Below are 21177 nucleotides of genomic sequence, written 5' to 3' on the forward strand. Positions count from 1 at the left end.
CCGCGACGAAAGCCACCGCACCTGGGTAGTGTTCTCAGCAGGGCCCCAGTCACACCGGGAGGCGACATGTCCCAGGAGCAGACGCAGCGCCAGGGCGGCGGAGACGGCGACGACGGCGTCGACGACACCACCGCGGCAGGCCAGGAGCGCCGGGAGAAGCTCGGCGACGACACCGACGCCATCCTCGACGAGATCGACGACGTGCTCGAGGAGAACGCGGAGGACTTCGTCCGCGCCTACGTGCAGAAGGGCGGCGAGTGAGGCCCTCCGGTCCCCGGAGCGCCGCGCCCGCCCGTCCCGACCCGCGACAGGATTGAAAGAAGGCATGGAACACACCTCGTCTCGAGGGCAGCTGGGAGCCTCGCTCCCGGCCGCCTACCTGTCGGCAGGAACCTCGTCGTTCACCGATTTCCTGCGGTCCCAGGCCCCTGACCTGCTGCCCGGCGCCCGGGGCCGCGAGCCCAAGGTGGGCGGCGCCGCCGGGATCGACGCGGCGCCGCACGGCACCACGATCGTCGCGCTCACCTTCGCCGGTGGCGTGCTGATCGCGGGCGACAGGCGGGCCACGGCGGGCAACCTCATCGCGCAGCGGGACATCGAGAAGGTGTTCATCACCGACGACTACTCCTCGGTGGGCATCGCGGGCACCGCGGGTCTCGCCGTGGAGATGGTCCGGCTCTACACCGTGGAGCTTCGCCACTACGAGAAGATCGAGGGCGTCCAGCTCTCGCTCGACGGCAAGACCAACAAGCTGGCCAGCATGGTGCGCGGCAACCTCGACGTCGCGCTGGCCGGGCTGGCGGTGCTGCCGCTGTTCGTCGGCTACGACATCGACGCCGCCGACCCCGCGCGGGCCGGTCGGATCGTGTCCTTCGACATCACCGGCGGCCGCTACGAGGAGCGCGCGGGCTTCCACGCCATCGGCTCCGGCTCCATGTTCGCCCGCTCCGCGCTCAAGAAGCTCTACCAGCCCGACGGCGACCGGGCCGCGGCGCTGCGCGCGGCCGTGGAGGCGCTCTACGACGCCGCCGACGACGACTCGGCGACCGGCGGACCGGACATGGCCCGCGGCATCTACCCGAGCATCGCCACCATCACCGCCGACGAGGGCTCGGTGCGGGTCAGCGAGCAGGAGGCGGCCGAGATCGCCGCCGCCGTGGTCGCCGAGCGCGCCCAGCGCCCGCGCGGCTAGCAGGCACCCCCAGCCAGCGCCCACCCCAGCCAGCCGACCCGCGTCCCGAAGAAGGAGCCCGCCCCGTGACGATGCCGTTGTACGCCTCGCCCGAGCAGCTGATGCGCGATCGCTCGGAGTACGCCCGCAAGGGCATCGCCCGGGGTCGCAGCGTCGTCGCGCTCAAGTACGCCGACGGGGTGCTGTTCGTGGCCGAGAACCCGTCGGCGACGCTGCACAAGGTCTCCGAGATCCACGACCGGATCGGCTTCGCCGCCGCGGGCCGCTACAGCGAGTACGAGAGCCTGCGCCGCGGCGGCATCCGGCACGTCGACCTGTGGGGCTACTCCTACGACCGGCGCGACGTGTCGGCGCGGCAGCTGGCCAACGTCTACGCGCAGACCCTGGGCACGATCTTCACCGAGCAGGTCAAGCCGATGGAGGTGGAGATCTGCGTCGCCGAGGTGGGCGCCACCGCCGCGCAGGACCAGCTCTACCGGCTCACCTACGACGGCTCCATCGTCGACGAGCCGCAGTTCCTGGTCATGGGCGGGCAGACCGACCCGATCGTGGCGTCGCTGAAGGAGAACTACACCGACGCGCTGCCCCTCGGCGACGCGGTCAAGCTGGCGCTGCGGGCCTTCGGCGCCGGGTCCACCGCGGCCCCCAACGGCGCGGGCACCGAGGCGGGCCCCGGCATCGAGAAGCTCGAGGTCGCGGTGCTGGAGCGGCACCGCCCGCTGCGCGCGTTCCGCCGCGTCCAGGGCGCCGCGCTGACCGCGCTGCTGCCCGCCAAGGCCACCGCCGCGGCCGAGACCGAGTCCCCGGCCAAGCCGGTCGAGGACGTCGAACTGCCGCCGGACGCGGGCACCGACGCTTAGTCATCACCCGAGGATCCCCGTCAGCCCTTCGGCCGACGGGGATCTTCGGTTCACGGGCCGGGAGCGCTCACCACCGGTCACCAGCGCTCCGCCAGCGGTGACGTCCTCGCCGAATATGCGCACCGATGCAGTACCGGCTGGTTCCACACGCCGCGTCACGAAATTGTGCCGTTATTCCCAGACACCGGCAGGAAGATTGCATAACGTCGGTTCAGCGGGCATAACTTTGGTGTGAGCGAGTTGGAACTCCGTCATCTGCGCGTCATCCGCGCGGTCGCCGACGCGGGCAGCCTGTCCAAGGCCGCGGTCCAGCTCGGCGTGTCCCAGCCCGCCCTCACCGCCCAGCTGCAGCGCCTCGAGCGCCGGGTCGGCGGCCTGCTCTTCGCCCGCACCGGCACCGGCGTCGTGCCCACCGACCTGGGCAGCTACGTGCTGTCCTCGGCGCGGGCGCTGCTCAACGACGTCGACGAGCTGATGGCGGGCATCCGGCAGCGCACCCAGGCCGCCACGCACACCGGCCAGGTCCGCGTCGGCGGCCCCGCCGGGCTGATCGTGCCGCTGTTCGCCACTGCCATCGCCAAGCGCCTCGGCGGCGCCGAGGCCACCATCGACATCGACATGCACCCGGCCGAGCTGGTCCGCAAGGTGCTCGACCACAAGGTCGACTTCGCCGTGCTGGAGGAGAACCCCGGGTTCCGCACCAGCCTGCCGCCCCGGCTGCTGAGCCGGGTCATGTTCCGCGCCCCGCTGTTCCTCGCCCTCGCCGTGGACCACCCGCTGGCGGGCCACCAGGAGATCCACCTGCCGGAGCTGGCGGGGGAGAGCTGGGTGATGCCGCCGGTGGCCGAGGGCACCGAGCAGCTGGCCTTCACCCGGGTCTGCGCGCAGGCGGGCTTCACCCCCAACATCAAGCACCAGATGTCGGACTCGACCACCACCAGGGCGCTGGTGCAGGCGGGCGCGGTCACCCTGGCCAAACCGGTGGCCCGCGAGGACGCGGGCATCGTCATCCGGCCCATCGTCGGTACCCCGATGCGCCAGGACATCGTGCTGGTCTGGCACGAGGAGAGCGCGCTGGCCGGTGCCGCCGAGCAGGCCCCCAAGGCGCTGCTGGAGGCCTACTCGCAGCTCACCGACACCAACCCGCTGTTCGCGGCCTGGTGGGCCCGGTTCCGCCCCGAGGAGGGCGAGCCGGTCTAGCCGGGCGTCGGTGCGCGGTAGATGGCGAGGGCGTTGGGCCTGGCGCTGAACTCGAACTCGCTGGCCAGCGGGCCCACCTCGCCGTCGGTGGCGATGCGCCGGTAGCCGTCGAGCAGCCGCACCCGCAGCGACGGCAGGTCCCGCTGCCGGTACACGTGGCTGGTGTCCAGCGTCCTGGTCAGCGTGCCGATGACGAACCGGAACCGCGAGTACGGCAGGTCAGCGCGCAGGTAGCGCACGTCGAGCAGCCCGGTGTCGAGCGCGGGCCGCCTGGTCGGGGCGAACCCCTTGGGCGCGTAGCTGCCGCTGCCGACGAACAGCATCCACACCAGGTGCGCCTTGCCGTTGAGCTCCAGCCGGATCGGCTGGGCGCGGCGCAGCGTCCGGATCAGCGCGAGCGCCCCGGCGGGCCACTTCGGCCAGTTCCTGGCCTCCAGCCGCTCCCGCAGCCGCACCATCTCCGGGTACCCGCCCAGGCTCGCGGTGTTGATGAACCAGCGGTGCGAGCCGCCCTCGGTGCCGGAGATGTCCACGTACCCCAGGTCGATCCGAACGCCAGTGCCCGCCGCCACCGCCTCGACCGACTCCGAGGTCGACTCGACGCCGACGTCGCGGGCGAAGTGGTTGAGCGTGCCCGCCGGGATCAGCACCAGCGGCAGCTCGTACTCCGCGGCCACCGACGCCACCGCGGCCACCGTGCCGTCGCCGCCCGCGACCCCGACGGCCTTGATGTCGCCCGGCGAGGTGGTGAGCTCCTCGGTGAGCTGTTCGACCAGGTCGCGGCCCGGTTCCGGGTACACCACGGTCGCGCGGGGCCAGGACGCCTTGATCTCGTCGGTCGGGTCGGTGCCCGACACGCCCGAGTGCGGGTTCACCAGGACCAGCAACCCGTCCCCGTCCTCCAGCGCGGCCAACCGCACCGACTCGGTGACGTGCGCGGGGCCCTCGTGCGTCTTGGGCCACCAGTGCCGGGTCGCGAACGCCGCGCCCACCCCGATGGCCGCCCCCGCCGCGATGTCGGTCGGCCAGTGCACCCCGGTGTGCGTGCGCGAGTACGCGACCGCCGCGGCGACCGGGGCCAGAGCGATGGCCGCACCCGGGTGCTCCATGGCGACCGCCGCGGTGAACGCCACCGCCGAGGCCGAGTGCCCGGACGGGAACGACGAGCTGGTCGGCCGCTTGGTCAGCCGCCGGTGCTCGGGCAGCAGCTCGGCGGCCGGGCGCCTGCGCGGGAACAGGTTCTTGCCTACCAGGTTCGCCGAGGCGCTGGCGATGCCGATCGCGGCAACCCCGCGCAGCGCGCCGCGCCTGGTCGCGCCCTTGCGGGCGGCGAGCAGGGCCGCGAGGGCGAACCACAGCCTGCCCTTGTTGGCCGAGCGCGACAGCGCCTTGAGGGCGTCGTCGGCGCGGGAGCGGGGCAGGGCGGCACTGCGCAACATCAGTTCCTGGTCGAACCGGCCCACCTGGCGCCCGGTCCGCCGGACATGTCCGAACATGATCGTAGATTCAACCCGACACCGGGGCCGGGCGCCGACCGGGACCGGTGTCGGGCACACCGGGTGACCGTGCGCTCGGTAACAGAATGTGGTCCACCCCGAACGGCGCACGGTCCCCGGCCCCGCGAGCGCCTACGCTTAGAGGATGCAGCGGCGGATCTTCGGCATCGAGACCGAGTTCGGCGTGACCTGTACGTTCCACGGGCAGCGGCGGCTGTCGCCGGACGAGGTCGCGCGGTACCTGTTCCGGCGGGTTGTGTCCTGGGGGCGTTCGTCGAACGTCTTCCTGCGCAACGGGTCCCGCCTCTACCTCGACGTCGGGTCACACCCGGAGTACGCGACCGCGGAGTGCGACGACCTAGTGCAGTTGGTGACCCACGACAAGGCGGGCGAGCGGATCCTGGAGGACCTGCTCGTCGACGCCGAGCGGCGCCTGGCCGACGAGGGCATCGGCGGTGACATCTTCCTGTTCAAGAACAACACCGACTCGGCGGGCAACTCCTACGGCTGCCACGAGAACTTCCTGGTCACCAGGGCGGGCGAGTTCTCCAGGATCGCCGACGTGCTGCTGCCGTTCCTGGTCACCCGGCAGCTGATCTGCGGGGCGGGCAAGGTCCTGCAGACCCCGCGCGGGGCGGTGTTCTGCCTCTCGCAGCGCGCCGAGCACATCTGGGAGGGCGTCTCCAGCGCCACCACCCGGTCCCGGCCGATCATCAACACCCGCGACGAGCCGCACGCCGACGCCGAGCGCTACCGGCGCCTGCACGTCATCGTCGGCGACTCGAACATGTCCGAGAGCACCACGCTGCTCAAGGTCGGCACCGCGAACCTGGTGCTGGAGATGATCGAGGACGGCGTCCAGTTCCGGGACTTCTCGCTGGACAACCCGATCCGGGCGATCCGCGAGATCAGCCACGACCTGACCGGCCGCAAGCCGGTCCGGCTGGCCGGTGGCCGGGAGGCCTCGGCGCTCGACATCCAGCGCGAGTACTACGCCAAGGCCGTCGAGCACGTCGCCCGCCGCTCGCCGGACCCGATCGGCCAGCGGGTCGTCGACATGTGGGGCAAGGTGCTCGACGCGGTGGAGGCGCAGGACCTGTCCCGCATCGACCGCGAGATCGACTGGGCCATCAAGCACCGGCTCATCGAGCGCTACCGGGGCAAGCACGACCTGGAGCTCTCGAGCCCGCGCATCGCCCAGCTCGACCTCGCCTACCACGACATCCGCCGCGGCCGGGGCATCTTCGACCTGCTCCAGCGCAAGGACCTCGTCGCCAGGGTCACCGACGACGGCGAGATCGAGGCCGCCAAGGACACCCCGCCGCAGACCACCAGGGCCAAGCTGCGCGGCGACTTCATCGCCGCCGCCCAGGCCGCAGGCCGCGACTTCACCGTCGACTGGGTCCACCTCAAGCTCAACGACCAGGCGCAGCGCACGGTCCTGTGCAAGGACCCGTTCCGCGCGGTGGACGAGCGGGTGGAGCGGCTCATCTCGTCGCTGTAGGAATCGCGTTGTCCGAGGGCGGGCCGTGCCGGGAACATCCCCTGGCATGACCCGCCCTCCGGCTTTCTCGAGCAACCCACCGGTACTGCTGCGCAGGCTCACCCCGGCCGACGGACCGGAGATGGTGCGGGTGGTGATGGAGTCCGTGGCGCACCTGCGGCCGTGGATGGCGTGGGCGGCCGACGACCTGACCGCGGAACAGGTCCTGGCCAACGCCGCCGCGTCCACCGACGCCTGGGACCGCGGCGAGGACTACTCCTACGCGATCGTCGTCGACACAGCCATCGTCGGCCGCTGCGGCATGATCCCCCGGATCGGCCCCGGCGGCCTGGAACTCGGCTACTGGCTCCACCCCACCCACACCGGCCGCGGCCTGGCCACCCTCGCCACCGCGGCCCTGGTCGACGCGGCCTTCACCCTGCCGCACATCGACCACCTGAAGATCATCCACGACGCCGCCAACACCCACAGCCGCGCCATCCCCCAGCGGCTCGGCTTCCACGAGGTCGCCCGCGTCTCGCCACCCCAGGAACCTCTGACCTCGGCGGAGGACGGGGTCGACGTCCACTGGCTGCTCACCCGCGCCCAGTACCTGGCCCACCGCACCCCGGCCGGCTGATCTCCCCGGCTGGCCCGCCACGCCTAGCCCGAACGAGGTTCGGTGGCTGTAAATCCCCAGGCCAGCGCCCGACCCGCTCTTGCGCCGGGCCGCCAAGCCCCGTCTTCTGGGTGACAGAAGTTATCCACATGTGGATCTCCGCGGGGGTGCTTTCAAGATCGACTGTCGGTGTGCCCCGGTAGACTGGCCCAGGGACGCCCCCCGGAGAGGGTGGGGGCTGGGCGGGGGAGGGACCGCGCGCGGGCGCGATCCGGGGCTGGTGGGTCAAGATCCCGGATTGGGTTCGGCGGAAGCCCGGCCGATGGGGCCAAGATCCCGATTGCGCCGGGAGCCTGGGTCGGTGGGTGCAGGTGTGGTCCTGGGGCGGTTGGCGCGAAAGTCCGGTTGGGCCTCGGCGGGAGCCCGGATGTAGTCGCCCAAGGTCGGTGAAGCGGATTGGTGGGATGCCACTGCCATCGCGGAGGTCTGCGCGAGTTGTGCGCGAAGGTCTGCGGCAGGGGTGCGCCGGGTGACTGCCGCCGGGCAGGGGCTGGTTGCTCGCGAGTCGCGTCGGTGTCGACGGAGGCGGGCGGCTCGATCGTGGTGATTCAGCGGAAAGTGATCACGGAGGGTAGGGGGTGGGCTGCGGCGGGCGATAGCTGGTCCCTAGAACGGGTGTTCGGGTGTGGCGGTCTCGGGGGTGGGGAGCTGGGGCGTTAAGGTGCCCGGGTGTCTGTCGCACGCGCCGAACGGCTGGTGAACCTGGTGCTGTGCCTGCTGTCCACGCGCCAGTACCTCAGTGCCGAGAAGATCCGGGGGATCGTGCCCGGGTACTCCGACGCGCCCAGTGACGAGGCGTTCTTCCGGACGTTCGAGCGGGACAAGACCGAGCTGCGGGAGTTGGGGATCCCGTTGGAGGTCGGGCGGAACCGGGTGGTCGACACCGTCGACGGGTACCGGATCGCCCGGCGGGACTACGAGCTCGGGGAGATCGACCTGGAGCCGGACGAGGCCGCGGCCGTGGCGCTCGCGGTGCGGCTGTGGGACTCCCCGGAGTTGACCGGGGCCGCGCACGGGGCGCTGCTGAAGCTGCGCGCCGCCGGGGTCGACGTGGACCAGTCGGCGCCGACCGTGGTCGAGTCCAAGGTCCGGACCACCGAGCCCGCGTTCGGCCCGGTGCTCGCCGCGGTGCAGGCCGGTCAGGCGGTGGCCTTCGACTACCGCCGCCCGTCGCCGGTGGAGTTGCGGGAGCGGGTGCTCGAGCCGTGGGGCGTGGTGTCCTGGCGGGGCCGGTGGTACGTCGTGGGCCACGACCGCGACCGCGCGGCGCCGCGCTGCTTCCGGCTCTCGCGCATCGTCGGGGAGGTGCGCAAGATCGGCAGGCCCGGTGTGGTGCGCAGGCCCGACGACGTGGACCTGATGGCGTTCGTGGCCAACACCAGCGGTGAGCCGTCTCGGGCGTCGACCGCGTCGCTGTGGGTGGCCGAGGGGCGGTGCGCCGGTCTGCGCCGCCGCGCCCGGGTCATCGGCAAGCGCGACGTCGACGGCATCGCCGGTGAGCTGATCGAGATCGACGTGCACTACCCGGACACCGCCGCTGGCTGGATCGCCGGGTACGGCGCGGACGTGCTGGTGCTCGAACCCGAGGTGTTGGCCAAGTCGGTGCGCGAACGGCTCTTGGCGGCCGCCGGGGGTGCGCTGTGAGCGCCGCCCAGGACCGCCTGCCCCGCCTGCTCGCCCTCGTGCCGTACCTGTTGGCCCGGCCTGGCATCCCGATCGCCGAGGCGGCCGCGGACTTCGGCGTCTCGGCCAAGCAGCTGCGCAAGGACCTGGAACTGCTGTGGATGTGCGGGTTGCCCGGCTACGGCCCGGGTGACCTGATCGACATCTCGTTCGACGAGGACACCGTCACCGTCGCCTTCGACGCGGGCATGCGCAGGCCGCTGCGGCTGACCGGCGCCGAAGCCACCGCGCTGCTGGTGGCGTTGCGCGCGCTGCTGGAGACCCCGGGCGTGGCCGACGCGGACGCCATCCGCCGCGCGGTCGCCAAGATCGAGTCGGCCGCGGGCCAGGCCCGTCCCGGCGGGGTCGCGGTCGGGCTCGGCGTGCGCGAGGCCGAGGACACCGCGCGGGTGCGCGAGGTCGTGCAGTCCGCGCTGCGGGCCGCGCTCGCGCTGCGCATCAGCTACTACACCGCGTCCAAGGACGAGGTCACCGAGCGGACCGTCGACCCGATGCGGGTGTTGATCGTCGACGGGCGTGGATACCTGGAGGCGTGGTGCCGCCGGGCCGAGGGGGTCCGGTTGTTCCGGCTCGACCGGGTCGACGAGGTGGTCGTGCTCGACGAGCCCGCCGCGCCGCCGCCCTACGCCGAGCCCACCGACACCTCCGACGGCGTCTTCCGGGTCGCGCCCGACCAGCGCACGGCACGGCTGGTGCTGCGGCCGGACGCCCGCTGGGTGGCCGAGTACTACCCGGTGGAGGACGTGGAGGAGCTCGACGGCGGCAGGTTGCGGGTGCGGATGCGCTACTCCGACACCTCGTGGATCGTGCGGCTGCTGCTCGGCCAGGGCGGCGAGGTCGTGGTGGAGGAGCCCGCTGAGCTGGCCAGGGCCGTGCGCGAGCAGGCGGCGGCCGCCGTGGCCAGGGTGGACCGTCACCTCGCGGCCACCTGAGCCTCGCGTCCCGCACGGCAAAAGGGTGTGCGGTCGGTAACCAGGCGCGCGGTAGAGTGCGCTCCGTGCCTTATCTGCCGAGTGCGGCGCTGCTCCTCATCGGGTTCGCGCTGCTGGGTGTGTCGATCGCGCGTGTCCTGCGCGGGGTCGGCAGGACCCGGGCCGTCCTCGCGGCAGCGAAGGCGACATTCGGTGACGAAACCGGACTGTTGCGCGCGCGGGCCGCAGGCCTGCGGGTCGCGGTGGCTCAACGGAGGTCCTCGACTCGCGTAGCATGGGCGGGGCGAGGCGAGACTGGAGGACGGTCGTGAACCTGGGACCCTGGGAAATCCTGATCATCGCGGTGGTGATCGTGCTGCTGTTCGGGGCGCGCAAGATGCCCGCGATGGCGCGCTCCCTCGGGCAGTCGATGCGCATCCTGAAGGCTGAGACCAAGGGCATGCGGGCCGACGACGAGGACGACAAGGCGGACAAGCCCGCCGCCACCACCGCGCAGCCCGCCGCGGCGCTGCCCGCGGCCAAGGCGGAGCAGACGCCGGAGCAGCTGCGCGCGGAGCTCGACGAGCTGCAGCGCAAGCTGAACCAGCAGCAAGCGCAGAAGAACGCGGGCTGAGAGAACCGGTCCCCACGGTGGTGAGCGACGAGTCGCTCCGCCGGGAACCACGCCGTCGCGAGAAGCGGAAGTTGCGCAGTCGCAGGCACAATCCCGACGGAACGATGTCCCTGAAGGATCACCTGTACGAGCTGCGCACCAGACTCGGCTGGGCTGTCCTGTTCATCCTGCTCGGTGGAGTCTTCGGCTTCATCTGGTTCGAGGTCCGACTGGGCCCGGTTCCGTCGTTGAGCCAGGTCCTGATCGACCCGTACTGCGCGCTGCCCCCCTCGGTGCGCCTGTCCCCGAACGGCACCTGCCAACTGCTGCAGACCCAGCCGTTCGAAGCTTTCATGATCCAGTTCAAGGTCGGCATCGCCGCGGGGATGGTGCTGACCGCCCCGCTCTGGCTCTACCAGTTGTGGGCCTTCATCACCCCGGGGCTCTACGCGAAGGAACGCCGGTTCGCCACGGTGTTCGTGTTCCTCGCGTCGATCCTGTTCGCCGCGGGTGGCGTGCTGGCGTTCTTCGTCATCCCGCAGGGCCTCAGCGTGCTGGTGTCCTTCGGTGGCGACGCGTTCATCACCGCGCTCAACGGCTCGGCCTACGTCTCGTTCGTGCTGGTGATGCTGCTGATCTTCGGGGTGAGCTTCGAGGTCCCGCTGCTGATCATCATGCTCAACCGGGTCGGCGTGCTGCGCTACGAGAACCTGAGCAAGTGGCGGCGCGGCATCATCTTCGGGGTCTTCGTCTTCGCCGCGTTCGCGACGCCGGGCACCGACCCCATCTCCATGGTGGTGCTCGCGGTGGCGATGGCGGTCCTGGTGGAGTTGGCGATCCAGGTCTCCCGGATCCACGACCGCCGCAAGGACCGCCGCGAGGCGCTGGAGGACCCGAACGCGGGCCTGTCCGACGACGAGGCGACGCCGCTGTCGTTCGACACCGCGCCGGTGGCCCCCGCGCCACCCCCGGTCGAGCCGGTCGCCCCGGCGCAGTCCGGGGAACCGCGCAAGTCCAGCGGGTTCGACGACGTGACCTGAGCTGACCGTCTGACCTGATCCGACCCGGCCACTCGGTCGGTAGCATGCCCGGCACTCCGGTGGAGTGCCGGGCATGCGCTGTTCAGGAGGGGTGTCGCGTGGCGATCAGGGCGGCGTTGGCGGTGCACCCCGGCTCGGGGCACGGCGCGGCGGCTCGGGCGGTGGACGCGGTCGTCGCGCGGATCCGGCCCGCCGTCGACGACCTGACCGTGGTCTCGGCGGACACCGTCGCGGAGTCGCGGGCGTTGATGGAGCGGGCCAGGGACGCCGGTCTGGACGTGGTGATCGTCCTCGGCGGCGATGGCTCGGCGCACCAAGGTGTCCAGTTCTGCGCCGAGAACGATGTGGCTCTTGCGGTCATCCCAGCCGGTACGGGCAACGACTTGGCGCGCGCGTTGGGTCTACCGGGCGAACCGGTCCCTGCTGCGGAAGTGGTCGCGAAGGCGCTCACCGACGGCACGCGGCGGCGCATCGACCTCGGCAGGCTCGACGGCGGGCCGTGGTTCGCGAGCGTGCTGTGCGCCGGGTTCGACTCCGCGGTCAACGAGCGGGTCAACCGGATGCGCTGGCCGCACGGGCGCCGCCGGTACGACCTGGCGATCGTCGCGGAACTGGCGGCGCTGCGGCACCGGCCGCTGGTGGTCGACACCGGCGACGAGCGGCTGGAGCTCGACGCCACCATGGTCGCCATCGGCAACACCGCGTTCTACGGCGGCGGCATCCCGGTCTGCCCGGGCGCCGATCCCGCCGACGGCCTGCTCGAGGTGACCGTGGTGGGCGCGGCCAGCCGGGTGGACCTGCTGCGGATCCTGCCGACCCTGCGCACCGGCGACCACGTGCGGCACCCGTTCGTGCGGACCCTGCGCGCGCGGCGGGCGGAGCTGGGCCCGGACAACGGCTGGGTGTCCTACGCGGACGGCGAGCGCCTGGGGCCGCTGCCGGTGGCGGTGGACTGCGTGCCGGGCGCGCTCACCGTCGTGGGATGACCACCGCCGGCGGGACCACCGCCGCTCGGCGACCGTGTGGGCGGCCGGGAAGTTCGCGCGACGAGTGTCGGTCCGGTGTGGAAGTCTTGGTGGTGTGTCCGCCAGTTCATCACGCAGTCCGGCCGAGGCCTACGCCGCTTCCCGGAAGCGTTCGAGCAGTCCCAAGCTGGCGGGCTTCGCCGCCGAGCTGTCGTTCGACCTCGACCCGTTCCAGCAGCGGGCGTGCGCGGCCTTGGAGGAGGGCCACGGCGTGCTGGTGTGCGCGCCGACCGGCGCGGGCAAGACGGTGGTCGGGGAGTTCGCCGTCCACCTCGCCCTCGGCGAGGGCCGCAAGTGCTTCTACACCACCCCGATCAAGGCGCTGTCGAACCAGAAGTTCGCCGACCTGACCGCCAGGTACGGGGCGAAGTCGGTCGGCCTGCTGACCGGTGACACCGCCATCAACGGCTCCGCGCCGGTCGTCGTGATGACGACCGAGGTGCTGCGCAACATGCTCTACGCCCGGTCGCCCGCGTTGGAGGGCCTCGGGTACGTGGTGATGGACGAGGTGCACTACCTCGCCGACCGCTTCCGCGGCGCGGTGTGGGAGGAGGTGATCCTGCACCTGCCGGAGTGGGTGAACCTGGTGAGCCTGTCGGCCACCGTGAGCAACGCCGAGGAGTTCGGCGAGTGGCTGGTCGCGGTGCGCGGCGACACCTCCGTGGTGGTCGACGAGCACCGGCCGGTGCCGCTGTGGCAGCACATGCTCGTCGGCGGCAGGCTGATGGACCTGTTCGTCGGGGAGGGCCCCGACGGCGAGGCGCGGATCAACCCGCACCTGGTGCGCCGCACCGAGGAGGTCGGGCGGGTGCACGCGCCGTGGCACAACCCGCGGGCCAAGGGCGGTCGGGCCGCGGGCGCGCGGGGGCCGCGGTTCAAGCCGCCGAGCCGGGTGGAGGTCGTCGAGCGGCTGGCCTCGGCGAGCCTGCTGCCCGCGATCGTGTTCGTGTTCAGCCGCGCGGGCTGCGAGGCCGCGGTGACCCAGTGCGTGCGCTCCGGGCTGCGGCTCAACTCCGAGGACGAGGTCGCCGAGGTGCGGCGGATCGTGGACTCCAAGACCCGCGAGCTGCCCGACGCCGACCTCGCGGTGCTCGGCTTCTGGGAGTGGAAGGAGGCGTTGGAGCGCGGGTTCGCCGGGCACCACGCCGGTCTGCTGCCCGCGTTCAAGGAGACCGTGGAGGAGCTGTTCGTCCGCGGCCTGGTCAAGGCGGTGTTCGCGACCGAGACGCTGGCGCTGGGCATCAACATGCCCGCCCGCACCGTCGTGCTCGAGCGGCTGGTCAAGTACAACGGCGAGGCGCACGTCGACCTGACGCCGGGGGAGTACACGCAGCTGACCGGCCGGGCCGGGCGGCGCGGTATCGACGTCGAGGGCCACGCGGTGGTGCTGTGGCAGCCGGGGGTGGACCCGAAGGCGGTCGCCGGGCTGGCCTCCACCCGCACCTACCCGCTGCGCTCGTCGTTCCGCCCCGGCTACAACATGGCGGTGAACCTGGTCGAGCGGCTGGGGGCGCGGCAGGCGCGGGAGATCCTGGAGCAGTCGTTCGCGCAGTTCCAGGCCGACCGCTCGGTGGTCGGGCTCTCCCGCAAGCTCGACCGCAACACCGAGGCGCTCGCCGGGTACGCCGACTCGATGACCTGCCACCTCGGTGACTTCACCGAGTACGCCGGGCTGCGGCGCGCGATCTCCGACCGGGAGAAGGCGTTGGCGCGGCAGAACTCCGCGGCGCGCCGGGCCGAGGTGGCGCACTCGCTCGAGCAGCTGCACCGCGGCGACGTGATCGCCGTCCCCGCGGGCAGGCGCTCCGGGCTGGCCGTGGTGATCGACCCCGGCCTGGACTCGATGGGCGAGCCGAGGCCGCTGGTGGTCACCGAGGACCGCTGGGCCGGTCGGCTCTCGGTGTCGGACTTCCCGGCGCCGGTGGCGGCGCTGGGTCGGGTGCGGCTGCCCAAGCAGGTCGACATCCGGTCGCCGAAGTCGCGCCGGGACCTGGCCACGTCGGTGCGCGCGACCGGCATCGAGGCGCCGGACCGCGCGCGCAAGCGGTCCGGGGTGGACGACGACGCGGACCTGGCGGCGTTGCGCAGGGCGCTGCGCGCGCACCCGTGCCACGGCTGCCAGGACCGGGAGGCGCACGCGCGGTGGGCCGAGCGGTACCACCGACTCCTCTCGGAGACCGAGCAACTGCAGCGCAAGGTCGCCGCGACGACGCACTCGCTGGCGCGGGCCTTCGACCGCATCCGCGGCCTGCTGGCCGACCGGGGCTACCTGGCCCCGGGTGAGGACGGTGAGCAGGTGGTGACCGAGCACGGGCGGCGGCTGGCCCGGCTCTACAGCGAGTCGGACCTGCTGGCCGCGGAGTGCCTGCGCCACGGCGTGTGGCGCGGCCTGGGTGCCGCCGAGTTGGCCGCCGTGGTGTCGTCGCTGGTCTACGAGGCGCGCCGGGACGGGCAGGTCGAGGCGCGGACCCCCGGCGGGGCGGTGGCCGACGCGATGGCGGCGACCGCGCGGCTGTGGGTGGAGCTGGAGGCCGACGAGCGCCACCACCGGCTCGACCGCACCAGGCAGCCCGATGCCGGGTTCGCCTGGACGGTCTACCGGTGGGTGCGCGGCGAGTCGCTGGAGAAGGTGATCACGGCGGCCGACTCGGCCGGGCAGGAGCTCTCCGCCGGTGACTTCGTGCGCTGGTGCAGGCAGGTGATCGACCTGCTCGACCAGATCAGGGACGTCGTCGGCGCCGAGGACCCGGTCGGCCGGTCGGCGGCGGAGGCGGTGAAGGGGATCCGGCGCGGTGTCATCGCCCTGGCCACGGCGTGAGGTCGGGGTGTGGTGGTGACCGGTTCACCACCCGGGCTGGGTGTGGCGGTGCCGGGTCACTGTGGTTTGATCGCGCGCAAGTGGTGTAGAGCGGCAACTCCTGTAGCGGCGCGTGCGGCGTCGACGGCCAACATGATCTGGCGGAGGCGAGTGATGAGCAGCCCCTACGGGCCGTCCGGTGGGCAGGACCCGCAACAGCAGTGGGGTCAGCAGCCCTACGGACAGCCCTCCGGTACCCCGTCCGGCGGGTTCCCCGCGCAGGGGTACCCGCAGCAGCAGCAACCGGGCTACCCCGGGTACGGCCAGCCGGGGCAGGCGGGTCAACCGCAGCAGCCGCAGTACGACCCCACCCAGCAGCAGCCGCAGTACGGCGACCCGAACCAGCAGTACGGGTACGGCCAGCAGCAGCCGGGCTACCCCGGCGGCTACGGGCAGCAGCCCCAGCAGCAGTACGGCCAGTACCAGCAGTACCCGGGTTCCCCGCCGCCGCAGAAGAAGGGCGGCGTCTGGATCTGGGTGCTGGTGACCACCGTGGTGGTCATCGCGGGCGCGGTCGCGGTGCTCGGGTTCATCACGCCGGGCTGGTTCAACAAGAAGGTGTTCGACGTCAACGCCGTCCAGGACGGCGTCAAGATGATCCTCACCGACAAGTACAGCATCGACGGCGTCGAGTCGGTGTCCTGCCCGGGCCAGCAGGAAGTCAAGAAGGACAACCAGTTCAGCTGCGAGGTCACCATCGGCGGCGAGAAGAAGACGGTGCGGGTCACCGTTCGCAACGCCACCAACGGCGAGTACGAGGTCGCCCCGCCCAACGACAAGTAACGGGGTCGCGCGCCACCGGGGTCGCCGGGCAGGATCAGCGGGTGTCCGACATCGAGATCCGCACCCTGGCCGAGTCCGAGTGGCGCGCGTCGCTCGGCCTGTTCCGGGCCGCGTTGCACACCCTGCCGGTGACCGACGAGCAGTGGGCGGTGGCGCAGCGGTCCTACGAGCCCGGCCGCACGCTGGGCGCCTTCCACGGCGGCACCCTGGCGGGCACCGCGTTCGCCTGGTCGTCCGACCTGCTGGTCCCCGGCGGCGGGGTGCTGCCGATGGCGGCGGTGACCCGGGTCGCGGTGCGCTCCGACTTCCGCCGCCGCGGCGTGCTGCGCGAGCTGATGCGCAGGCAGTTGACCGACATCGCCGAGCGCGGTGAGCCGCTGGCGGCGCTGCGCCCGACGGAACCGGTGATCTACGGCCGGTTCGGCTATGGCCTCGCCACGCACGGCGCCAAGACTGTCGTGGCCCCCAAGGACGCCGTCGCGCGCGCCGGGGTGCCTTCCGGCGGCCGCGTCCGATTGGTCGAACCAGACGAGGCACTCGCCGTGTTCCCGGGGATCTACGAGCGCGTGGGGCGGTGCAGGCCGGGCACGATCGCGCGGCCGCCGTACTGGTGGACGGTGTTCTACGAACGCGCGTTCGCGGTGGGGGAGCACATCATCCTGGCCGTCCACAGTGGACCCGACGGTGACGACGGCTACCTGATGTACCGCCCGACCCCCGGCGTGCTGCCCGGCACGAACGCGACCCTCGCGGTGGACGACTTCGTCGCGGCCGCCCCCGACGCGGTGTACGGCCTCTGGCGCTTCCTGCTCGGCGTCGACCTGGTCGACGAGGTCACCGTCTGGACCCGCCCCACCGACGAACCGGTGTCGGAGATGCTGGTCGACCCCAGGGCCATCACCCGCCGGGAATCCCGCTCAGACCTGTGGCTCCGCCTCGTCGACGTCCCCACGGCACTGGCTGGCCGCACCTACGGCCCGGGTTCGGTGGTCGTGGAAGTCGACGACCCGTTGCTCCCCAACAACTCCGGCCGCTACCGCATCAGCGCCGATGGCGTCACCCGCACGACCGACGCACCAGAACTCGCCGTGGACGTCGACGTTCTGGCAATGCTCTACCTGGGCACCTGGCGAGCCGTGGCTCTGGCGGGTGTCGGCAGGCTGCGCGAACTGGTCCCGGGCGCGGCGGCCAGGGCGGACGTGCTGTTCGCGGTGACCGAGCCGTCGTGGTGCGGAACGTTCTTTTAGGCTGCTACGGCTTTGACTGGGCTGTCCATAGTGGACGTGATCTTGTGGCAGAGGTGAGTTGTCCACAGGGGACTTAGGCGCCGAGGGCCTTGAGGAGTCTGTCGACCGCGGAACCCAGGGCCCAGCGTTCCTGGAGTTCTCGCACCCGGTCGACGTCGACCGGGTGGGGGACCTCGGGGGTGCCGGTGGTCTCGAGGGTGGCGTCGGTGGCGACGCGGACCACCAGGGGGGCCTTGGCGAGGTAGTCCGCGTCGTGGGTGAAGGCGTCGCGGACCTTGAGGGGGACGTCCTTGGAGCCCGCGGCGGCGGCCTCGACCAGGGCGGCGAGTGAGCCGAACTTGGTGATCAGCTTGGCAGCGGTCTTCTCGCCGATGCCGGTGATGCCGGGCAGACCGTCGGACGGGTCGCCGCGCAGGACGGCCATGTCGGCGTAGGCGAGGCCCTCGGCGGGCAGGCCGTAGCGGGTCGCCAGTTCCTGCGGGCCGATCACCTCGGCCTTGGACCAGCCGCGGCCAACGTAGACGACCCGCACCGGGGTCGGCTCGTCGCGCACGCACTGGAACAGGTCCCGGTCGCCGGTGATGATCTCCACCGGACCGGCCGCCTCGCGGTGCGCCAGGGTGCCGATGACGTCGTCGGCCTCGTACCCGGCGGCTTCGGCGGTGGCGATGCCCAGCGCGTCGAGCAGGTCGATGATGATCGGCACCTGCGGGGTGAGCGTGTCGGGCACCTCCTCGGCGTTGACCGCCGGGTCGGCCACCCGCTGCGCCTTGTAGCTGGGGATCGCCTCGACCCGGAACGCGGGCCGCCAGTCGGCGTCCAGGCAGGCCACCAGCCTGGCCGGGCGCCGGTCGGTGAGGATCTGGGCGATCATCCCGGCGAACCCGCGCACCGCGTTGACCGGGACGCCGTCCGGCGAGGTCATCGACTCCGGCAGCGCGAAGAACGACCGGAAGTACAGGCTCGCCGAGTCCAGCAGCACGAGGGGTCCGCTCACGGGGGCCAGCCTGCCACATCGGACCGCAGAGAGTTCTTTGCAAATTTTCCTCTGCGGTTGTACCGTCCCGGACCATGGTGCAGCGACCGAGGTACAACCGGGTCGGCGCGGAGACGCTCAAGGTCATCGCGCACCCGCTGCGGATGCGGATGCTGGGCGTGCTGCGCGCGCACGGCCCGAACACGGCGACCGGGCTGGCGGCCCGGCTGGGGGAGAGCTCGGGCACGACCAGCTGGCACCTGCGCCAACTGGCCGATGCCGGGTTCATCGAGCAGGACACCGAGCGCGGCAACCGCCGGGAGCGCTGGTGGCGGGCGGCCCAGGACGTCACCCAGGTCGTGTCGGACACGATGCCCGACGACCCGGAGACCCAGGACGCGTACGGCACGTTCCTGACCGCGCTGATCGACCTGGGCCACGAGCGCGCCACCCGGTACGTGCGGACCAGGCACGAGCTGCCCGAGCCGTGGCGGCACGTCTCGGAACTCTCGGACTGGCGGATGTCGCTGACCCCCGACGAGCTGCGCGAGCTCGCCGTGGAGGTCAACGAGGTGGTCAACCGGTACCGGCGCGACCCGGCCGACGGCGACGAGATCGTCACCGTGCAGGTGCAGCTGTTCCCCTCTCGGGAGGACACGTGAGACGGCTGCCGCTGGTCGCGCTGCTGGCCGCCGTCGGCCTCTCGGCGTGCGGCTCGGTCATGACGATGCTGGCGGTGCCGTGGTTCGTGCTCGCCACCACCGGCAGCGCCGCCAAGACAGGGCTGACGGCGGGCGCGGAGGTCGTCGGCACGGTGGTCGCGGCCCTGTTGGCGGGCCCGATGGTCGACCGCTTCGGGCGGCGCGCCGTCAGCGTGGCCTCCGACCTGGTGGCGGCGGCGGTTGTCGCGACGATCCCGTTGCTGCACGCCACGGTCGGCCTGCCGTTCGGGGCGCTGATCGCCCTCGCCGTGGCGCTGGGGATGGCGTCCGCGCCGGGGACCACCGCGCGGAAGTCGATGATGCCCGGGCTGATCGCGCTGACCGGCGTCGGCGGTGAACGCGCGGCGAGCGGCTACGACGGGGTCGCCCGGGGCGCGTGGATGCTGGGGTCGCCGCTGGCGGGTGTGCTCATCGCGGTGCTCGGGCCGCAGTCGGTGCTGCTGGTGGACGCGGCCACCTTCCTGGCCTCGGCGGCACTCGTCCGCCTGTTCGTCCCGCTGGTCGGCGGCGACGCGGAACCCGAGTCCGGCGGGTACCTGACCCGGCTGCGGCGCGGCATGGCCTACGTCCGCGGGGACCGGCTGATGCTGTGGATCGTCGTGATGGTCTCGGTCACCAACCTGCTCGACGCCGCGTTCTACTCCGTGCTGATGCCGGTCTTCGCCCAGGACGTCCTGCACAGCAGCATCGCCCTCGGCGTCATGTCCGGCGTCTTCAGCTCCGCCGCCCTCGCGGGCTCCCTCACCTTCGCCGTCGTCGGCCCCCGCCTCCCGCGCCGCCTGACCTTCGCCCTCGCCTTCCTCCTCAGCGGCGCCCCCCGCTTCGTCGTCCTCGCCCTCGGCGCCCCCTTACCCGTGGTCCTGGCCCTCTTCGCCGTCCTGGGCCTCGGCGTCGGCGCCATCAACCCCCTCCTGGGCGTGACCCAGTACGAACGAGTCCCCGAGTCCGTCCTCCCCATGGTCGTCGGCGTCATGTACGCGGGCGCCTACTGCGGCATGCCCCTGGGCGCGGCCCTGGCAGGCCTGTCCGTCGAGGCCCTCGGCCTCACCCCAACCCTCTGGACCGCCGCCACCCTCTACCTGGCCATCACCCTCGCCCCCCTCCTAGCCCCCACCTGGCGCGAGATGGACAACCGCAAGACCCTTGTGCACGCCTGATCTCGCAGGGTGTCCGTTGGGAGCGTGAAGGTGTCCGACCGGCGGAGGCGAGGCGGCGCGTGGTGCCAGAGGATTCCAGGCGTCCACTTTCGCGGCATCACAACGGAGATCCTCGTGTTCATCGCCATCCTCGACTTCAAGGCCACCGACCGGGCCGCCGCCCTCGCTCAGCTCGACGGGGAAGGCGATCGGGTGCGCGCGATGCCGGGCAACGTTGCCTTCCGCGTCTATGCCAGTCGTGCCGATGACGCTGCGGTAGCGGTGATCCACGAGTGGGACGACGAGGCCTCGTTCGCCGGTTACCTGAGGTCGGGCTCCTTCGCGCGCCTGGGTGAGGTGCTGAGGCCGATGATGGTCGGCGCGCCGGTGAGCAGGCGCTTCAACGCTGACCTGCTGGAGACCGTGGCCTGAACTGGAGACAGTGCCCTGACCGCGATACTCCTAGGATCGGCCGGTGATGACCTGCGTGGCGTACAGCTTCGTCCGCACGTTCGCGCCGGAGTCCGCTCGTGACCTGTGCGTGGACCGCCACTACCTGCTCTGCGCCTCCGCCGGGACCCTCCGGTTGGAGGCGCGGGGTCAGTCGTGGCTGCTGCCGCCCGCGCGGGCGGCCCTCATCGAGGCGGGTAGCCCGATCCGGGTGAGCATTCCGCGACCGGTCACTACCGCGTCGGTCCTGTTCGACACCCGGTTCGCGCCGGCCCCACCAGCGCCCTTGACCGTGTTCGACCTCAACCCCCTGGCCCGCGCGTTGCTGACCGAGTGCCGGGCCTACACCGAGGAACCCCTCTCGGTGTACGCGGAGAAGCTGTTCGCCGCCCTCGCCGCGGTGACCTGGCGGTTGGCCGAGCAGCCGAGCCCGGTCGTCGTGCCCGCGGGGCGATCACCGGAGCTGCGCCGGGCCCTGGACCTGACCGAGCAGCGGCTTGGCGGCGAGGTCCGGTTCGAGGACGTGGCCGACGAGGTCGGTCTGGCGCCGCGGTCGCTGGCCCGCCGCTTCGAGGAGGAGACCGGCATGACCTGGCGGGCGGTTCTGCGCCGGATGCGGGTGGTGGCCGCGATCGAGGAACTCGCCGCGGCGGACACCCCGGTCACCGAGATCGCCTTCACCGTCGGGTACACCTCGTTGTCGGCCTTCAACGCCGCGTTCAAGGAGCTGACCGGTCGCACCCCGACGGCGTACCGGGCCAGCTTCCACCCCTGACCGGCGGGTGGGGCCGGAGGCCTCCTGAATCGGTCGGGGACCCGGGATA

Annotated in this window: 21 protein-coding genes; 19 read left to right on the forward strand and 2 right to left on the reverse strand. The window is 72.1% G+C overall.

Features of this window, described 5'->3' with window-relative positions:
* Positions 1-66: 66 nt before the first annotated feature.
* The 4 genes from LV79_RS32305 (at position 67) to LV79_RS32320 (ending at position 3252) form a co-directional block, all read left to right on the forward strand.
* Positions 67-261 carry a ubiquitin-like protein Pup gene (locus LV79_RS32305; RefSeq protein ID WP_092775401.1) on the forward strand — a complete coding sequence of 65 codons (195 nt, stop codon included), beginning with the start codon at positions 67-69 and terminating at the stop codon, positions 259-261.
* 64 nt (positions 262-325) lie between these two features.
* Positions 326-1192, forward strand: a complete 867-nt coding sequence (gene prcB, locus LV79_RS32310) for a proteasome subunit beta (RefSeq protein ID WP_253842116.1) — start codon at positions 326-328, stop codon at positions 1190-1192.
* 65 nt (positions 1193-1257) lie between these two features.
* Positions 1258-2052: a proteasome subunit alpha gene (prcA, locus tag LV79_RS32315; RefSeq protein ID WP_253842117.1), complete on the forward strand. Its 795-nt coding sequence runs from the start codon at positions 1258-1260 to the stop codon at positions 2050-2052.
* Positions 2053-2283: 231 nt separating this feature from the next.
* Entirely contained in the window at positions 2284-3252 is a 969-nt protein-coding gene (locus LV79_RS32320; RefSeq protein ID WP_253842118.1) for a LysR family transcriptional regulator, read from the forward strand.
* Here LV79_RS32320 and LV79_RS32325 read toward each other — a convergent pair.
* On the reverse strand, positions 3249-4748 hold the full coding sequence (locus LV79_RS32325) for a bifunctional phosphatase PAP2/diacylglycerol kinase family protein (RefSeq protein WP_253842119.1): 1500 nt from the start codon (positions 4746-4748) through the stop codon (positions 3249-3251). The genes LV79_RS32320 and LV79_RS32325 overlap by 4 nt on opposite strands.
* Positions 4749-4893: 145 nt before the next feature.
* Here LV79_RS32325 and pafA point away from each other — a divergent pair, with 145 nt between their 5' ends.
* From pafA to LV79_RS32380, 11 genes are all read left to right on the forward strand, one after another.
* Positions 4894-6252 carry a Pup--protein ligase gene (gene pafA, locus LV79_RS32330; protein WP_253842120.1) on the forward strand — a complete coding sequence of 453 codons (1359 nt, stop codon included), beginning with the start codon at positions 4894-4896 and terminating at the stop codon, positions 6250-6252.
* Between the two features lie 46 nt (positions 6253-6298).
* Positions 6299-6871 (forward strand): GNAT family N-acetyltransferase, encoded by a 573-nt coding sequence (locus LV79_RS32335; RefSeq protein ID WP_253842121.1) that lies wholly within the window; start codon positions 6299-6301, stop codon positions 6869-6871.
* A gap of 708 nt (positions 6872-7579) precedes the next feature.
* Complete coding sequence (locus LV79_RS32340) at positions 7580-8554, forward strand: helix-turn-helix transcriptional regulator (protein ID WP_253842122.1); 975 nt, start codon at positions 7580-7582, stop codon at positions 8552-8554.
* Positions 8551-9525 carry a helix-turn-helix transcriptional regulator gene (locus LV79_RS32345; protein ID WP_253842123.1) on the forward strand — a complete coding sequence of 325 codons (975 nt, stop codon included), beginning with the start codon at positions 8551-8553 and terminating at the stop codon, positions 9523-9525. Before LV79_RS32340 ends, LV79_RS32345 begins: the two co-directional genes overlap by 4 nt.
* Before the next feature lie 65 nt (positions 9526-9590).
* Positions 9591-9836: a bacteriophage holin gene (locus tag LV79_RS32350; RefSeq protein ID WP_285470704.1), complete on the forward strand. Its 246-nt coding sequence runs from the start codon at positions 9591-9593 to the stop codon at positions 9834-9836.
* Positions 9833-10138: a Sec-independent protein translocase subunit TatA gene (tatA, locus tag LV79_RS32355; RefSeq protein ID WP_285470703.1), complete on the forward strand. Its 306-nt coding sequence runs from the start codon at positions 9833-9835 to the stop codon at positions 10136-10138. The genes LV79_RS32350 and tatA overlap by 4 nt, the downstream gene beginning before the upstream one ends.
* A 104-nt stretch (positions 10139-10242) precedes the next feature.
* Positions 10243-11157: a twin-arginine translocase subunit TatC gene (gene tatC, locus LV79_RS32360; protein ID WP_253842125.1), complete on the forward strand. Its 915-nt coding sequence runs from the start codon at positions 10243-10245 to the stop codon at positions 11155-11157.
* A 98-nt stretch (positions 11158-11255) separates the two neighbouring features.
* Positions 11256-12143 (forward strand): diacylglycerol kinase family protein, encoded by an 888-nt coding sequence (locus LV79_RS32365; RefSeq protein WP_253842126.1) that lies wholly within the window; start codon positions 11256-11258, stop codon positions 12141-12143.
* Between the two features lie 94 nt (positions 12144-12237).
* A complete protein-coding gene (locus LV79_RS32370) occupies positions 12238-15000 on the forward strand; it encodes a DEAD/DEAH box helicase (RefSeq protein ID WP_253842127.1) in 2763 nt (920 codons plus the stop codon).
* Between the two features lie 153 nt (positions 15001-15153).
* Entirely contained in the window at positions 15154-15822 is a 669-nt protein-coding gene (locus tag LV79_RS32375; protein WP_253842128.1) for a DUF4333 domain-containing protein, read from the forward strand.
* 41 nt (positions 15823-15863) lie between these two features.
* Positions 15864-17069: a GNAT family N-acetyltransferase gene (locus tag LV79_RS32380; protein ID WP_253842129.1), complete on the forward strand. Its 1206-nt coding sequence runs from the start codon at positions 15864-15866 to the stop codon at positions 17067-17069.
* A 73-nt stretch (positions 17070-17142) separates the two neighbouring features.
* On the opposite strand, the gene LV79_RS32385 is transcribed toward LV79_RS32380, so the two are convergent.
* Positions 17143-18066, reverse strand: coding sequence for a 5'-3' exonuclease (locus LV79_RS32385; protein WP_253842130.1), 924 nt, complete (start codon positions 18064-18066; stop codon positions 17143-17145).
* A gap of 74 nt (positions 18067-18140) precedes the next feature.
* Between LV79_RS32385 and LV79_RS32390 the strand changes: the two genes are divergently transcribed.
* From LV79_RS32390 to LV79_RS32405, 4 genes are all read left to right on the forward strand, one after another.
* Positions 18141-18707: an ArsR/SmtB family transcription factor gene (locus LV79_RS32390; RefSeq protein ID WP_253842131.1), complete on the forward strand. Its 567-nt coding sequence runs from the start codon at positions 18141-18143 to the stop codon at positions 18705-18707.
* Positions 18704-19924, forward strand: coding sequence for an MFS transporter (locus tag LV79_RS32395; protein ID WP_253842132.1), 1221 nt, complete (start codon positions 18704-18706; stop codon positions 19922-19924). The genes LV79_RS32390 and LV79_RS32395 overlap by 4 nt, the downstream gene beginning before the upstream one ends.
* Before the next feature lie 114 nt (positions 19925-20038).
* Positions 20039-20335: a putative quinol monooxygenase gene (locus tag LV79_RS32400; protein ID WP_253842133.1), complete on the forward strand. Its 297-nt coding sequence runs from the start codon at positions 20039-20041 to the stop codon at positions 20333-20335.
* Positions 20336-20381: 46 nt separating this feature from the next.
* Positions 20382-21128, forward strand: coding sequence for an AraC family transcriptional regulator (locus LV79_RS32405; protein WP_253842134.1), 747 nt, complete (start codon positions 20382-20384; stop codon positions 21126-21128).
* Positions 21129-21177 lie beyond the last annotated feature (49 nt).

Origin of the sequence: Actinokineospora globicatena (assembly GCF_024171945.1) — a bacterium.
GTDB lineage: Bacteria > Actinomycetota > Actinomycetes > Mycobacteriales > Pseudonocardiaceae > Actinokineospora > Actinokineospora globicatena.

Excerpts from the sequence above, each read along its gene's own strand:
- LV79_RS32305 (WP_092775401.1), top strand. The coding sequence starts at position 67 with ATGTCCCAGGAGCAGACGCAGCGCCAGGGCGGCGGAGACGGCGACGAC.
- prcB (WP_253842116.1), top strand. The coding sequence starts at position 326 with ATGGAACACACCTCGTCTCGAGGGCAGCTGGGAGCCTCGCTCCCGGCC.
- LV79_RS32325 (WP_253842119.1), bottom strand. The coding sequence starts at position 4,748 with ATGTTCGGACATGTCCGGCGGACCGGGCGCCAGGTGGGCCGGTTCGAC.
- pafA (WP_253842120.1), top strand. The coding sequence starts at position 4,894 with ATGCAGCGGCGGATCTTCGGCATCGAGACCGAGTTCGGCGTGACCTGT.
- LV79_RS32335 (WP_253842121.1), top strand. The coding sequence starts at position 6,299 with ATGACCCGCCCTCCGGCTTTCTCGAGCAACCCACCGGTACTGCTGCGC.
- tatC (WP_253842125.1), top strand. The coding sequence starts at position 10,243 with ATGTCCCTGAAGGATCACCTGTACGAGCTGCGCACCAGACTCGGCTGG.
- LV79_RS32375 (WP_253842128.1), top strand. The coding sequence starts at position 15,154 with ATGAGCAGCCCCTACGGGCCGTCCGGTGGGCAGGACCCGCAACAGCAG.
- LV79_RS32390 (WP_253842131.1), top strand. The coding sequence starts at position 18,141 with ATGGTGCAGCGACCGAGGTACAACCGGGTCGGCGCGGAGACGCTCAAG.
- LV79_RS32405 (WP_253842134.1), top strand. The coding sequence starts at position 20,382 with ATGACCTGCGTGGCGTACAGCTTCGTCCGCACGTTCGCGCCGGAGTCC.